This window comes from Pelodictyon luteolum, from assembly GCF_001622165.1.
GTDB lineage: Bacteria > Bacteroidota > Chlorobiia > Chlorobiales > Chlorobiaceae > Chlorobium > Chlorobium luteolum_B.
This window is the reverse complement of record NZ_LVWG01000002.1, coordinates 1-15040: the sequence shown is the minus strand read 5'-3', so window position 1 is coordinate 15040 and position 15040 is coordinate 1. Positions and strand designations below refer to the sequence as shown.

Genomic DNA, 15040 nt, shown 5'->3' with positions numbered 1-15040 from the left:
GGGCTTTCAGCATGGATGGCTTGCAATGACAGAGCCAGAAAAGCCAAACAGTCCTTTCCAGCGCTCTGTGGTTACCGGGCGCTGGATGAGATGGATGTCAGGGCCTGAAGGGTAGTCTTGAACAAATATCGTACACCGCATTCGATACGGCATCTCTCTTCTGCCTTAAGCCGCTTTCGAATTCCTCAGCGCGGCACCATTTCCTGCTCTTTTTCCCGGGCGGGCTTTTCTTTCTGTTGCTTTTTGCCGGTGATGCGGCGCCAGAACTGGTCCCAGGTATGGAAGCGCTCTTTGTAGGAGAGGCTCACGCCCCAGGTTTCGGTGGGTTTCTGGAGGTTGGTGCTGATGAGTTCGCTGGAGCTCTGGCCGTAGGAGCGGTAGGCTTCGGCGGATATTTTGGGGGTGATGCGGTATTCAAGTTTCTGGGACGTGCCGTACTGGCCGAAGAGGGACGACTGCTTGATGTCCGAGGAGCTGCCGGTGCCGATGAAGCGCAGCTTGCCTCCAGTGCCGGGTACATGCATGGCGAAGTAGAGGTCGAGGCCGGTGAGTGCGCCATCCTCTCCGGTGCCGACGTTCAGGTTGAAACTTTCCAATCCGGCAAGGTTGCGAACGGCGCTCGATACCTGCGCGGAAAGCAGCCCGGTGCCGGCTGAAAGGCCGACGCTGGAGGCTGCAATGCCTCCGCCGCCCGCTCCGTTGCTTCCGGGCCGGATATACCACTGCCGTGAGAGCAGCATGGAGATCACGTTCAGTTCGGCGTTCGGGTCGATCTGTGCCGAGTGGCTGCCGAGGGTGGTGGTTGCGGCGTATGGCTGGGCGGTTTCGTTGAGGTAGTATCCCATTGCCACCCGCGGCTCGTTGATGGAGCCGGTGATGGCCAGCAGCAGCTTCACGTTGTCACGCTCGGCAGTGGGCTGGTAGAGGGCGCTGACGAACTTCGAGCCGTAGAGGTCCGTAATGGCTCCGTTTCGTATCTCGTCGTTGTTCCAGCTGATGCGCCCTCCGTCCTCGAGGTCGAAGTTGGAGTTTGAGAACCGGTACTTGCCGCCGACCACCTGCACGGAGCCGAACAGCCGGTACTGCTGGTTGTGCTTGTTGACGGTGAGCGAGAGGTTGTTGACCGTCGTTTCAAGCCCTTCACCACGCAGCCGGTCAAAGATCATGCTGTAGCGCATCGGTTCCTGGCCCGAGAGCTTGAAGTCCCTGATCTCCAGAATGTCGATGAGCGAGTAGTAGAACTCCGCGTCCTTCGGGCGTTTTAATGCCGGCCTGTCTCCGGGCAGCACCGGTTTGGGGTAGCGGGGAACGAACTCGATGAACTTCTCCGCCCCTATATACTTCGTGCTTTCGTTTGCCCCCGAGCGGTAGAGCGAGAATGATGCCTGGTTGACCCGCAGCTCGCCCTCAAGTACCGGTGCGGATATGTCGCCCCGGAGGCGCATGCCGGGGCTTGTGCCCACAATGGTGCCGAACGAGGTTTCGTCCTTCTTGTCTTTCTTGTTGTAGAGCAGGAGGTTGCGCAGCCTTGCGTCTACCGAGATCGCGCCGGGTTCGAGGTTTCGGAGCTGCAGGGCGCCTGAGAGGGTACCGGTTCCTTTGAGTGAATCGCTCAGCTGGAGCTGGCGCAGCTCGAGCTGCCTCGGGGTCACGACGATGTCGCCGTTGAGGGTGTAGGCGACTTCAGTCGGCGCCACCCTGATTTTCGTATTGCGCAGTTCGCTCTGGAGGTAGACTTCGGGTGAGGGGGTGCGGCCTTCGATGCGCAGCGTTGAGGGTACCATGCCTTCAGCGGAGGCAAAGAAGGGGAGGGCGAACTCCAGCACCTCTGCCGACAGGTTCCGGGACTGGAACGATGCCTGTATGCGCTGGCGGTCCGGCACCGCTATACGGAGCGGGAAGTAGTTGAGTTCGAGCGGCACCGTTCCCGAGCCTGTGATGGTGTTCAGGGCGAGGGTGCCGCCACCGGCACCCCCTGCGGCGTTGCTCTCCATCTGGAAGCTGAGGGTGCCCGGGCGGTGGCGGAGGGATGCCTGGAGACGGCCGATCTGGAACCGGTCATAACGGACGTTGCGTCCCTCTACGTCGAGTGTGCTGGTTTTTGATGCGGGACTTCCGCTGATCAAGAGCGAGGCATCGATTGTTCCGGAGAGGGGCGCAAGCGAAGGGTCGAGGGTGAATCGCTGCAGTTCGTCGAGCCGGAACCCCGTAAGGCTGGCTGTGAACGAACCCGGTTCACGGCTTGAGAGGTCACCCTCAAGCACCAGCTTCTGTGTGCCTTTAGCGACATTGAACCGGTTGAAGCGCAGTGCGGAGCGCTCAACCAGCACCTGCGGGGTGCCGGCGGTCGACCATATGCCGGAGCTGTCGGCCAGAGAGAGGCGGTTGACTGACAGCCGGTAGGTTCTGCCGCTGCGTACCGCCGCCACATCGAGCGTGATCCGCCCTCCCGGTTCGGGCACATCCATATCAAGCTTCAGGTCTAAGGTGGATGCGGCGTAGCGGAGGGAGAACGAAGCGGAGCCGATCTTACGGCCGAGGGTTTCTGCTTCACGGGTCCTGCCGGTAAGCGAGAGGCTCTCAGCCCCGCTTCCATCGCACTCCAGCTGTGCCTGCACATTCAGTCCGCTGATGGAGAGGGCGCTGCTGTTCCTGCCCGTCGGCAGTTTTCCCCCTGAACCGGAAAGGATGGTTGGTACGTCGATCGATGATGTGACCGAGCAGAGGCCTGCGGCGGACAGTGCACGCCCCACCGCACTTCCCCTGAACGACAGGTCTCCAAGAGGCAGGAACAGCTCGAGCGGGGCGCTCTCTTTCACATTGATGCTGTAGTTGAGGATGAAGGGTTTTTTCAGCACCGGGTCTGCCTTGAGCGGCGGGGGCGCGGCGCCTGACCAGATGTTCTCCTTTGCTGCTTCGCGTGTAATGCCCGCAGCTGCGTACTGGCTGAGTGCTGCGAGCTGCTGCACCGAGTAGTTGCCCTGCAGCTGCAGGTCCATGAAGTCGCTCGAAAGGGTAATCTCGGAGGCCCCGTCCGACTGGGCAACTTCGGCGCTGAGGCGGGAGCCGTCCTGGATGCGGAGGCCGTTCAGGGATGAGGGCGTGAAGCGGACGGAGAGGGCGAGGTTGAGGCTGGAGGGGTCGAACCCCTCGCCTTTCAGCGCAATCACGCCGCCGAGGTCGGTGCTGTAGGTGCTGGAGGGCAGGAGGCGGGCCATATTGATGCCCTCCAGGGTGCCGCCAAGGCTGTAGGCCGGGTTTGCGGTGCTGAAGTTCATGTTCCCTTCGAGCGAGAGGCCGGTGGACTCTGCACCCTTCATCTCCACGCTGTACTGCAGGTTCCTGTTTCGGTAGTCCGCCCGGATGAGGCCCGACTGAACCTGCTGGCGGTGCCACAGTGACTCGCCGAGCACCACCTCGGCTTTCATGTCCTCAATGCCTTCCCTCGACTGCGTCCCCTCAATGGTTCCCTTCAGGGCGATGCGGCTTTTTATGCCGTCCATCTGGACGAGCCGGTGCGGCTCGAACTCCCGGAGTTCAAGTGTGCCGGCGTAGTGCACCCCGCTGTTCGGGGTTGTTGTGGCCGTCGCCTCGAGTGATCCTTTTCCGGCTCCGGTCGTAAAGGCTACATCGGTCTTGACGGCTGTCAGGTTTCCCTCGGCCTTGCCGGTGAACGACACACCGCCTGATTGCTCTGCAATCTGGCGCACGGTTCCTTCCGGTGAGAGTGCTGAGAGGAACGGTGCGCTCACCTTCGAGCTGTCGATCGTGATGGTGTAGGCCAGCGCTTCCCTGTCCTGCAGGTTCATGAAGCGGCCTTTCAGCTTCAGGCGGCTTCCGTTGTGGGTGGCAAGAAGGTCGAGCAGCTCGGCTTCGCGGGCGTTGCCTTTCATATTGCCTTTAAGGGTATAGGTGCCTTTGGGGAGCTGAACCCCGGGCGCCAGCATTGCGATGTCGTCGGTGTCCAGCAGGATCTCCTCCACGTTCACGAACGAACTCCCCGTCTGGAGGGCATGCTCGGGGTCGAAGTGGCGCAGGTCAATGGCGTCGAGTGAGAGGGAGAGGGTTGCCCGGCTCTTTCCTCCGGCGGCTTTCAGGCCTATCACCTCGGCCCGCTTATCGGTAATGAAGAACTGTCCCGACCCTTCCCGGAGGGTAAAGCGTTCACGGGGAAGTGTGAAGCGGAGCTGCTCAAGGGATCCCTTCAGGAGCTTTTCCTGCAGGGTGAAGTTTGAGAGGCGGAGGTCGAGGTTCCGGGCGGTAACGGCTGCCATTGCAGTGCCGGAGGCGGCAAAGGGCGTGTAGGATACTGCGGCATTCTGGAGCCGGAGGCGGCGGCAGGAAAACTCCTGCAGTCCCGGCTTTGTGGAATCGGGCTGGCGGGGAGTGAAGATGACGGCAAGGTTGAGTTTTCCGTTCTCGCGCTCAGTCACTCTTGCAGTGAGGGAGTCGGCGCTGATTCTGCGGAACCGGAGGACGGTGATGTCCTTTTGCAGAAGGGGAAGGAAGTTGATGCGCGCCGAAACCCGCGACGCAGAGAGTGCGGGAATGCGTTCTCCGGGCTCATAGATCCGGGGACGGATGAGGGTCACGCGGTTCGGGAACTTGAGTTCTACCCCCTCAAGCTCAAGCCGCCCGGTCAGTTCCTTGTTGAAAAGGGCCGTACCGGCTTCTTTCGCCCAGTGGTTGAGTACGCCGCTGTTGAGCACTATCGCCAGAAGGAGCGAGAGCAGGAGGAGGAGTGCGGAGAGTGCCGCCAGAATCCGTATTGCAAGCTGTTTAAGGTGTTCCACCCCGGTCCCCTCCGCCCCTGGCGGTCAACTGCCGCTCTCCGGCGTATGCGGCAACTATCCGTTCGATGATGCCGGTGGTGGAGCGGCCCTCAAGCAGCGGCACGTTCAGTACGCTGCCCCCTTGGGCAAGCACCGCTTTGGCGCCCGCAATGTTTTCCACCGCCCAGTCGGCTCCTTTTACAAGGATGTCCGGCAGGAGCAGCCCTATCAGCTCTTCAGGGGTGTCTTCATCGAAAAGAGTGACGGCGTCGACCGCCCGGAGCGCTGAGAGCACCGCAGCGCGGTCCTCTTCACTGCATACCGGCCGCAGGGGGCCTTTAATCCGCTGTACCGAGGCATCGCTGTTCAGTCCTATGATGAGCCGGTCTCCAAGCCTCCTCGACTCGGTGAGGTAACCGACATGGCCGGCATGCAGGATATCAAAACATCCGTTCGTGAACACCACCCGCAGCCCTTCCCGCTGCCACTCCTTGACCTGGTCACGCGCATCGAGGCGCGTGAGAAGCTTCGCCTTGTAGTCACCCATTACATTCAGCCCTCTGCATCGTTTGGCTCTCAAATTCTAATCTATAGTATAATGCATATTTTTCTGGAAATGCTTCAGCCCAAAAAATGTTCCCCGGATTCTCCCAAAAGACTGTAGCCTCGTGGGATGTCGTTCCCGCAGAGAGCGCTAAGAGCAGATTCTTCTGCATCGTTTGCTTCGATGGTTCTTTTCATCTCGTGTTGCCGGTTGGGTAACCTGAATTCCCGAGACTTTATAACTATGCCGCGCTTTCTTCAAGGAAGGGAATGTCGAGAGCCTTGAGTATCTGGCGTTGAGGCTTGGTCAGTTCGGTCAGGATGTGGCCGTAATCCCGCTTTCCGTCCAGATAAATATCAAGGTAGAATGAATGGTGCCCTTTTGTCAACATACCTCTTCAGCACCCGTTATCGCAGAATGATCCTCATAGAGCATGTCCTGTCCTGTGTTCCCAGTCAATTCCGTATATCAATGGGGCAACAAAAACCAGAGCCGTTCCGCCACCAAATACGAACAGGAACCCTTCATACGCAAAGGATGCAATAGCTGCGACTACTTGAGTTACGAACCAATCCTTTTCAATAAAAGACGGATCGATTCCTGTAAGCAGCGCCAGTTCGTCAAACTCTTCCTGCTCAGGACGCACGTTCATAGCTGACAAAGGCCCCCCGATAACCAAGCTTCCGGCTAATGCGCCCCTTCACACCGATCAGACGCCCGGTAGGAACCTGTGTTGTCTCTCCGGCATTGTAGGCGTTTTCAAGACGGGATGGAAGCGTTTCAATTCCCAGACGCTGCAGAGCTTCTTTGGCGATAACAGGCAATGGAGCAACGGGAACCGGCTCACCATTGATCGGCGACTTTTTCGCCTTGACATAAACACCATACCCCAGGCGAATCAGCTGCCCCTGTTTCGTCAACGTCCTGAGCACCCTTCCAACCTGGTCATAGTCGCTGATGTCACGGAAGTCATCACGGATAAAAACCGATGCTTTCGTCCGCGCCACTCTCGCAGTAATTCTAGCGCCTACCGTTCCCTTCCTACTCATTTTAAATAAAGGTCTTAATCAATCAAAAATACGACACATCCTCAACACAAATATACGACACTTCCAACCTAGCGGCAAAGGAAAGAAAGCAAGAATCCTTCCTATACATCCTTAAATTCCCGAGACTTTATAACAAAGGCCTATTTGCGCATAACAGTCAGTTTCTCAAAGAATTATCGGGGACATAGTTATAAATCAGCCGGGAATTAAGGTGGGTAAGGGTTCTTGAATATTCCGTTCGTTCTTGTTTCTATATGAGTTTGTATTCATGATAAAAGTCATTATTATACAAATATTTGTTGAAAACGGCCTAATATGATGAACTATGCTGCGCTCTTTTACTCTTGAGAACTTCCAGTCGTTTAGAGATTCTGTCCGGATCTCGCTGGAGCTGAACGGCCATCCCCCCGAGGACGGCAGGTCCGTTGGTCTTGCAGACGGTACCCGTCTGTCAAAGGCTGTCACCATCATCGGACCAAATGCGAGCGGGAAGACCGCTCTGCTCAAGTCCCTGGTTTTTGTGGACTGGTTCGTCAGGCACTCCTTCCAGGCAAAGCCGGACGAACCGATTCCCCTTTTTGCGCATTTTTCCAGAGAGTCCGAGCCCAGCACGTTCGAGGTTTCGTTCCAGCTGGACGGACGGGAGTGGCGTTACCGGTTGCGAGCTTCAAGGGAGCGGGTGTATCACGAGTCACTCTACTCCCGTCAGACCCGTTCCTTCTCCTATGTCTTTGTCCGCGACTGGAGTCCCGGGAAGAAGGGGTATGTAGTCAAGCAACGTCAGTTCGGCCTCCTCGGAAAGGAGGCCGGGAAAGTGCGCGAGAATGCATCGCTGATTTCGACAGCCGCCCAGTACGAAGTGCCTCTTGCACTGCGGCTGCTGTCAGCAAACGTCTGGAGTAATGTCCATGCATTTGGTCGGCTGGGGGCGGATCATAATCAGCTACTTCTGGCATCGGATTTCTATGCCGGCAATGCCAACTTCAAAACTCGGATGGCAGCCCTTCTGCACGAGTGGGATTTCGGCCTCATCGATGTGCAGATTGAGAAACAGGCGGTGAGGGATGAGGGCGGCACAGTCAAGGAGATCAATGTTCCGTTCGGCGTGCACCGGGTCGGAGGGAGGGAGCATCGCCTGATGTTCCTGCATGAGTCCAGCGGTACCCAAGGGGCGTTCGTTCTTCTCTCCCGCATTCTCCCTGCCCTGCAGTATGGGGGGCTGGCTGTCATCGACGAGCTTGAGGCTGATCTCCACCCCCATATGCTTGCCCCTCTCCTTGACCTTTTTTTCTCGCCGGCAACGAACCCGCACCATGCACAGATCCTGTTCACAAGCCACTCGATTGAGGTGTTGAGCCTGCTTCACAAAGCTCAGGTCGTGCTGGTGGAAAAGGATGATGAGGGCGTGAGCGATGCTTGGCGCTTGGACAGCCTCAAGGGCGTTCGTGCTGATGACAACCTGTACGCCAAGTACATGGCAGGCGCCTATGGCGCCATTCCACAGCTATGAGGATGGGGGTCCGACGACAACAGCGGCAGGTCAGAAAAACCCTGCTTGCGGTTGGTGAAGGGGACTCTGAGGTTGCTTTTCTCACGCATCTTCGTGATTTGTATTGTTCCCGGAGGGAAGGGGTCAGTGTGAGCGTACGCAATGCCCATGGAAAAGGGCCCGAGCATGTCATCGGGTATGCCGTGAAGCTGAGTCAGCGCTTTTGTTACGATGCATGTGTCGTGTTGCTTGACACCGACATTGAATGGGCCGACCGGGTAACAAAGAGCGCACGAAAATCCGGCATCGAAATGGTCGGTTCTATGCCATGCCTTGAGGGGCTGTTGCTTGCGATTCTCGGCCACCGTCCGCCAGAACGGTGTCTGCAATGCAAGAAACAGATTGAGAAATTGCTCGACCTTGACCTGATGGAGCGTCAGAGTTATGCGGGTAGTTTTTCAAGGCCCGTGCTTGATCTGTCGAGGAAGGGGATTGCCGAGCTGGATCGACTGCTGAGGTGTTTTGAGGGATGTTGAATAGATCAAAGCGTTCCGGTTCATGTTATCGTCTCTATTGAGGAGCATCATCGTGCTGTTCGATCAGCCTTTTTTTCTGGAGGATGATGAGCGGGATGCCGAGCAGTTCGGCAGCCTTGGACGGGGTTATGCATCCTTCGCCCGGCGCACGCCACACAAACAGTTCGAAGAACTGCGAGGATTCTTCGGCCAAGGGCGGGCCCGGCTCCTTCTTTCGCCAGCCCCTGGCCGAAAACTGTTTGATCTGCTTCGTATAGACCGCATCAGTAATGATTTCGCACTGACGGGCCCGCATCAGCCAGCCCAGCATCGACAGGCCGAATTCATGCTTGAGTTTCAGTAACTCCTGCCATTCTATTTTCAAGCGCTCTTTGCCAAGAAGGAACTGTACCGAGGAACGGGGGGCAAGAAACGCACCTGCGAAGCGGTCGCATGCATTCTCTTCATCAATTCCGCCGCGAAGGCGCCCTGAGAGCAGCCTGTGACCGAGCTCGTGCGCAAGGGTAAAGCGCTGGCGGTCGCCCGGCCACCGTCGGGAAATAGCGATGAGGGGATATGTCCGCCCGGAAGCGGTGTGCGCTTCGGCGGTGAACCCGGAAAACCAGGGGGTCGTTCTCATTGAGCATTATGACGATGAATCCGAGGGCCTCAAGGCCGCCGCACAGGTCCGCAATCGGATCAATGCCGAGCTTCCACTCTTCTCGGACGGCTTCGGCGGCTGCTTCGATTTGTAGCGGGTCGTCGATGTATGGCCTCACCCCTTCAGGTACTGTGAATGTGGGGATGGGCGGTTTAGGAAAGGCGTCGAGTAGCCGGACCCATCGTTCGGCGCGTTCGATGACTTTGAGCCGGGTGGTATCCCTGGCTGTTTTACCGAAGGTGGAGCGTTTCGGGAACTCTTCGTGACGGAGGGTCACGGACGACGTGCGGAAAAAGTATTCGGTACGGACATTGCACGCCTCGGCCAGTGCGAGCAGCTGCGATGAGGATGGGGTTATGACCCCTCGCTCGTATTTCTGGATGGCGGTATCTGAAACGCCCACCTCTGCACCCAGCTGCAGCAAGGTCAGTCCGGCTATCTGCCTTGCCTGCCTGATGCGTTCTCCGATCATCTTTCCTCCCCGTAGAAAGGTTTGAGCTCTCGTTGAGTTTAGAAAATATTTAAACCAACCCAGCAACAACGAGGGTAATGCCAAAGGGTACTATGGAAAGGTCTTTCCGCGATTCGGTTGGCGCCCCCTGGATCGGTGAAGCGTCCTTTGTCGTGATTTGTTGCAGTACGGCCATGCAACGTTGGGATTTGTCGCTTTTATTGTTCTATCATGCCCGACATGTCGTAAAATTCAGTGTATATGCATCGCGAGGCCAGGGTAAACACCATTGAAAGCCTGTTCTCCGGCTGCACAGCCATATCCGGATGAGGGCGTGTGGTCTGGTGGTTATGCAGAGAGATGGATTTCATGGTTCGTGCAGAGAGAGAGAGAGAGAGAGAGAGAGCAGTCTCTTCGGCCTCCAGAGCGGCAGGTCCCGGTTGTTCTGGATTTCCATACAGATCGTCGTATCTTTCAAGGCGTTTTCAAGCCGAAGCATCAACCCCGCCGGCCCCGTGCTTATTGCCGGCACCAACCTGCTATTACAGATGGCCATCATCCCGTTTCCCGGATTTTCTCCGGAGGCTGCGGCATGCTGGGACTCCGTTCCCCCGGAATTTCAGGAGCAGATTCTTGCCCATGTCTTCTGCACGAACTGCCGGAAAGGCGTTCCCATCGTCGGGTATTCCGGCTCAATGCTCGCCGGAGACCTCCTCCTGAAGGGGCGCTGCGGGGTGTGTGGCCATGAGGTTGCCCGTCTGCTTGAGGGGCCCTTCAGTGATCCGGAAATTCCTTTTGGCACCACGTTCAGAGAGCCCACTGATCGTTATTACCTTATGCGCATCACCCTGCAGGACGTCCAGCCGGAGATATGGCGTCGTTTCATGGTGCCCGGGAGCATCACGCTCGACCGGCTGCACGATGTGCTGCAGGTCGTCATGGGATGGGATGACTATCATGTGCATCAGTTCACAATCGGCAGGACGTGCTTTATGGAGCACCTCGACCCGGAGGATCCGGGCCGCCCTCTTGACGAAGCGGGCTATCGGCTGCAGGACCTCGTGCGCCGCAAAGGGCGCCGGTTCAGCTACATCTATGATTTCGGGGACTATTGGGAACATGAGCTCACCCTTGAGCACAGCCGTTTCGAGCCCCGGGGCATCCATTACCCCGTCTGGTGCCTGGAGGGCGAGGGGGCGCCCCCGCCCGAGGATGTCGGAGGACCTGACGGCTTCAGCGAATTCTGCCGGGTGATGGCCGATCCCCGACACCCGGACCATGAGCAGTTCAGGGTGTGGTACGGCGAGCGCCAGCAGCCGGGTGGGGGTTTTGACAGGGCGAAGGTAGATATCCTTCAAATCAACGACCGGCTGGTGGATTACCAGCGGTGGACCCGCGACCGGCAGCTGCCCCGGGGGGAGTGGGAGATATGAAAAGGGGGCGGATGGCCACTTGATAGAATCGCGGGTAGAGGGTGAGCGGTTCAGGAGCAGTCATTATTGGTTCCTTTCCGGTCCCTTTCCGGTCCCTTTCTGGGACCTTTCTGTTCCCTTTATGGAACATTAATCTGCCCTTTGGTTCTGTACTGTATCTGTTGCCGGCCCTGCTGTTGGTTTTTTTGTCCTGTATATTGCGGGATGGTCATTGCGGAATGTCCATTGCGGGACGTTGTGCCAGATTGATTTTTTTCAACATAATGCTTGAGGTGAGGTGCGTATGGTGGTGTATGAGGTCCGTGTATCGCTGCTCGGTGCAGAGCCCGCGGTGTGGCGGCGGATCAGGATTCCCGATGACGCTCATCTGGGTCTTGTCCATATGGTGATTCAGATGGTGATGGGGTGGGAGAACATGCATCTGCATGAGTTTGAGGGCGGCGAAGAGAGCGAGAGGGTGCGGTATGGTCCGATTGACGGTGATGAGGACAGTCCGGATGTGCTTGATGAGCGGGAGTATCTCCTGTCGGATCTGCTCCGCGAACCGGGTGACCGGTGTCTGTACTGTTATGATTTAGGTGATGACTGGCAGCATGAGGTTGTGCTTGAAAAGGTATCGGAAATCGGGGAGGATGATGATCCGCTCTGGTGCCTTGGTGGCAGCGGGGCGTGCCCGCCGGAGGATTGCGGGGGGGTGCCAGGGTATCTTATGCTGCTTGAAAGCTTTAAGGATGTTTTGGATGAAGATGAGCATAAAGCGGCAGTGCAGCTGCTTGGCGAGGGGTTTCAGCCTGAGGCGTTTGACTGCAGTGTATTCAATGATCAGGTGAAGAACAGGTTTTCGGGCTCCCGTATGAGAGCCGTTGCTGAGGTTGAGCCGGGAGAGGAGTTTTTGATGGAACTTCAGGAGTTTCTTTCTTCGGATGCGCTTCCTGAAGGGGCGATGTCGATGCTTGCGCTTGACGGGCTGTTTTCGGCGCTTGCCGTTCATCCGGTAACCATCATGCCGAGCAGGTGGCTGCCGCTGGTGTGGGATATGGAGGCTTCAGGCCGGCAGCCGGATTTTGCTTCGAAGGCGGAGATGGAAAAGGGGATGGGGCTGATCTACGCATACTTCAACGCAGTGGTGCGTCAGCTCACCAATGATCCTGACAATTACCTGCCGTTATGTGAGAATCTGCAGTTTGAACCGGGTGAAGAGCGGATGCAGGCGGCAGTGGACTGGTCGGCCGGGTTTCTGCTGGGCACAATGATTGATGAGGATGTGTGGACGCGGACCTATGGCGATGAGGAGGGACGGCGGGTGATGACGCCTTTTGCCCTGCTGTCGGGGGTGTTTGACGAGGAGTCCGGGGTTGATGAAAATGAGATGCTTGCCATGAAAGAGGAGCTGATTGACGAGTTGGGCGGGTGTGTGCTGGACCTGCAGGAGTACTGGCAGCCGTGGCGTGAGGCATATCTTGCTGAGCAGGGCTTGAATCGGACGGTACGGGGCAGCCGGCAGCCGGGTCGGAACGACCCCTGCCCCTGCGGGAGCGGGAAGAAGTACAAGAAGTGCTGTGGCGGGGGAGACGGTGGCTGAGGGGTGTCCGGCACGGTGGCGCGCATCTCTTCTGAACAAAAACACTACGGGATGATGATGGATATTGAGTCGATGCTCCAGGGAGCAGGCAGGGATGAGCTGGTGGCCATGGTGGCGGGGCTTGCCCGCGAAGTTCCGGGGGTAGCCAGGTGGGTCCGGGACCGTGTTCAGCTGGAAAGCGGCAGCGTTGGACCGCTTGTTTGCGCCTTGCAGAAGGAGATCCGCGGGTTGACTTCCCTTGACGCGTGGTCGGATTACCAGGACTGCGGCGAATCGCTTCCCGATTATTCCCATGTTGAATTGCGCTTCCGGGCTCTTCTTGAGCGGGGGCATGCTGATGCGGTTCTGGATCTTGGCCGTGAACTGCTGCAGAGAGGCACGGTACAGGTCTCGAACGCCCATGATGAGGGCGAGACGGCCATGGGGATATCGGACTGCATGCGCTTGGTGCTGAAGGCACTGCCCGACACCAGGCGCTCGAAGCTTGAGCAGCTGTCATGGCTCTTTGAGGCCCTTTATGAAGATGAATGCGAACTGCTTTCGGGTGTGGACGTCCTGCTTGATGATGCGCGCTACACCGCACCCGTCTGGCACGACCTTGGTGCTGTGCTTGAAGAGCGGCTGCGGGATATGTCGGTTCCGGAGTTCGACCGGTGGCGGGAGAGAGACCTGCGCACCGTGGTGGTCAGGCAGTTGATGGACGCGTACCGGCGGGCCGGTGAAGGCGGCAGGATCATTCCTCTGCTTGAGGCGGAGGCCGATGCCACCTGGGAGTATGATGCCCTTGTCAAGCTTCTGCTTGAGGCCGGTGACACAAATCGGGCGCGGCACTGGTGCAGAGAGGGATATATGCGGACCTTCAAGGATGCGCCCGGCATCGCCGCAAAGCTCCAGCGGCGGCTTCGGGAACTGGCGGAAATGGAGGAAAACTGGCTCATGGCGGCTGCCTACCGGGAAAAGGACTTTTTCGAGCGCCCGGGGGTGGAGGCGTTCAGGGAATTGCATAATGCGGCGGAGGGTGCGGGTGTCTGGCCGGCTGTCCGGGACTCTGTGATGGGATATCTGTTGAACGGACGCTGTCCCGCTTTTTCCGTTATGGAGCATGGCGCATGGGTGCTGCCTGAGCCGGAGACCGGCCGGGCGGTTGTTCCTGAGAGCCGGGGCCCCCGGTCGTTTCCGAACCGGAACCTCCTGATTGAAATCGCCATCTATGAAAAGCGTAATGATGACGCGGTCGCACTGTACCGGGATCTTTGCGGGCACGGGGGCTGTTACAGGGGCATCTGTGAACAGGTTGCCGATGCTGTGGCCGTAACCCATCCGGATCTTTCGCTCTCGATATGGCGCCTTATCATCGACAACCTGATTGGTGAGGTGAAGCCGAAGGCCTATATGGAGGCTTCCGGCTCTATGCTGAAGATGCAGAGGGTCTATAGGGATACAGGTCGGCAGGAAGAGTGGACTGCAATGCTCAAGGAGCTTCGGTTGCGGCACAAGGCAAAGCGGCGCCTGATGGAGGTGCTTAATGAGGTTGAGAAAGATGTTGAGAAAAGCGGGGGGCCGGCGTGACGTCGATTGCATGGCGATACCGCCCTCACCCTTCCGCTGTGTGACTGGTTCATGAAACGGAATATGCCCGGCGATCCCCGGCAGACCCGGACCTTCCTGCCCACACCGCGCCGCATTGAAAGGGGCATTCCGTCCGAATGCGTTGGTTCAGTTGTAAGAGTATATGATATGTGTATGAGATATATATAATTCTTCGCCCTGTTAAGGATTTGTGGCTGTATGTGATGTATTACTAAACAGAAAAAACGCAGTTTATGGATTTATGGTAGGACAATTACGCGCTATTGCATATATTTTATTCCTAACGGTAGAACCGACAAGACCGTTGTCGGGGCTTGATGCGTCGCTGTTTTGACGATGTATTCCATAGTAATTTTCAATGTTTCGGCTGTGGCTGAAGCAAGCGAAGCTGTATATCCGCTTCTCCTCTTCCTCTTTCCACTCTCCACTCAACAACAGCATCTCCTATGTCCGACACGCTTGTCCCCGCCAATAATCCCCAATTTCAGCGCCCCGATCCCTACGACGATGAAATCAGTCTCCTTGACCTCGCCATTACCCTCGCAAAGCACAAGAAACTTATCCTTGGCCTGCCGATTGCCGTGGCCGTCATTGTTGCTGCGGTGACCCTGTTCATGCCTGCGACCTATACGGCTACGACCAAGCTGCTGCTGCAATCAGGTGAAGGTGTATCAAAAGAGATTTTCGTTTCCCTCATGCAAAGCCAGCCGATGGGCGACAGCCTCGTTGCACGGTTTGATCTGCAGAAGGCATACGGCGTTACGAGCCTGCGTGATGCAAGAGCGGTGCTTACGGCGGCCACCAGTGTCAAGCTTGAAAAAGACGGGTCGATCACGCTGGATGTTGATGACAGCAACCCCGAACGGGCTGCGGTTCTTGCCAACGCCTATCCCGGGATGCTTCAGAAGCTGACCAGCCAGTTCATCCTGACTCCTTGGAGGTGCTACATTATTA

The 15040-nt window shown here is 57.5% G+C and carries 13 protein-coding genes; 6 read left to right on the top strand and 7 right to left on the bottom strand.

Annotated elements, in window-relative coordinates:
• Positions 1–185: 185 nt before the first annotated feature.
• From A3K90_RS00070 to A3K90_RS00050, 5 genes are all read right to left on the bottom strand, one after another.
• Positions 186–4793 (bottom strand): translocation/assembly module TamB, encoded by a 4608-nt coding sequence (locus A3K90_RS00070; RefSeq protein WP_303680608.1) that lies wholly within the window; start codon positions 4791–4793, stop codon positions 186–188.
• Positions 4780–5319 (bottom strand): D-glycero-beta-D-manno-heptose 1-phosphate adenylyltransferase, encoded by a 540-nt coding sequence (rfaE2, locus tag A3K90_RS00065; protein ID WP_303680607.1) that lies wholly within the window; start codon positions 5317–5319, stop codon positions 4780–4782. Before rfaE2 ends, A3K90_RS00070 begins: the two co-directional genes overlap by 14 nt.
• A gap of 238 nt (positions 5320–5557) precedes the next feature.
• The gene (locus tag A3K90_RS00060; protein WP_303680606.1) at positions 5558–5707 is read right to left on the bottom strand and encodes a hypothetical protein; all 150 of its coding nucleotides are present in this window, start codon (positions 5705–5707) and stop codon (positions 5558–5560) included.
• Positions 5708–5740: 33 nt separating this feature from the next.
• Positions 5741–5968, bottom strand: a complete 228-nt coding sequence (locus A3K90_RS00055; protein WP_041463926.1) for a hypothetical protein — start codon at positions 5966–5968, stop codon at positions 5741–5743.
• Entirely contained in the window at positions 5952–6323 is a 372-nt protein-coding gene (locus A3K90_RS00050; protein WP_203415234.1) for a DUF6088 family protein, read from the bottom strand. Before A3K90_RS00050 ends, A3K90_RS00055 begins: the two co-directional genes overlap by 17 nt.
• Positions 6324–6690: 367 nt before the next feature.
• Here A3K90_RS00050 and A3K90_RS00045 point away from each other — a divergent pair, with 367 nt between their 5' ends.
• Positions 6691–7875, top strand: a complete 1185-nt coding sequence (locus tag A3K90_RS00045; RefSeq protein WP_011358615.1) for an ATP/GTP-binding protein — start codon at positions 6691–6693, stop codon at positions 7873–7875.
• 128 nt (positions 7876–8003) lie between these two features.
• Positions 8004–8390: a hypothetical protein gene (locus tag A3K90_RS00040; RefSeq protein ID WP_041463925.1), complete on the top strand. Its 387-nt coding sequence runs from the start codon at positions 8004–8006 to the stop codon at positions 8388–8390.
• A 34-nt stretch (positions 8391–8424) separates the two neighbouring features.
• On the opposite strand, the gene A3K90_RS00035 is transcribed toward A3K90_RS00040, so the two are convergent.
• Positions 8425–8931 carry an ImmA/IrrE family metallo-endopeptidase gene (locus A3K90_RS00035; protein WP_369690391.1) on the bottom strand — a complete coding sequence of 169 codons (507 nt, stop codon included), beginning with the start codon at positions 8929–8931 and terminating at the stop codon, positions 8425–8427.
• Positions 8837–9502, bottom strand: a complete 666-nt coding sequence (locus A3K90_RS00030) for a helix-turn-helix domain-containing protein (RefSeq protein ID WP_303680605.1) — start codon at positions 9500–9502, stop codon at positions 8837–8839. The genes A3K90_RS00035 and A3K90_RS00030 overlap by 95 nt, the downstream gene beginning before the upstream one ends.
• Positions 9503–9921: 419 nt before the next feature.
• Here A3K90_RS00030 and A3K90_RS00025 point away from each other — a divergent pair, with 419 nt between their 5' ends.
• The 4 genes from A3K90_RS00025 to A3K90_RS00010 form a co-directional block, all read left to right on the top strand.
• Entirely contained in the window at positions 9922–10914 is a 993-nt protein-coding gene (locus A3K90_RS00025) for a plasmid pRiA4b ORF-3 family protein (RefSeq protein WP_303680604.1), read from the top strand.
• A 283-nt stretch (positions 10915–11197) separates the two neighbouring features.
• Positions 11198–12496, top strand: coding sequence for a UPF0149 family protein (locus tag A3K90_RS00020; protein ID WP_303680603.1), 1299 nt, complete (start codon positions 11198–11200; stop codon positions 12494–12496).
• A gap of 51 nt (positions 12497–12547) precedes the next feature.
• A complete protein-coding gene (locus tag A3K90_RS00015) occupies positions 12548–14065 on the top strand; it encodes a hypothetical protein (protein ID WP_303680602.1) in 1518 nt (505 codons plus the stop codon).
• 467 nt (positions 14066–14532) lie between these two features.
• Positions 14533–15040, top strand: a 508-nt coding sequence (locus A3K90_RS00010; RefSeq protein WP_303680601.1) for a Wzz/FepE/Etk N-terminal domain-containing protein, incomplete at its 3' end; no start/stop codon positions are given.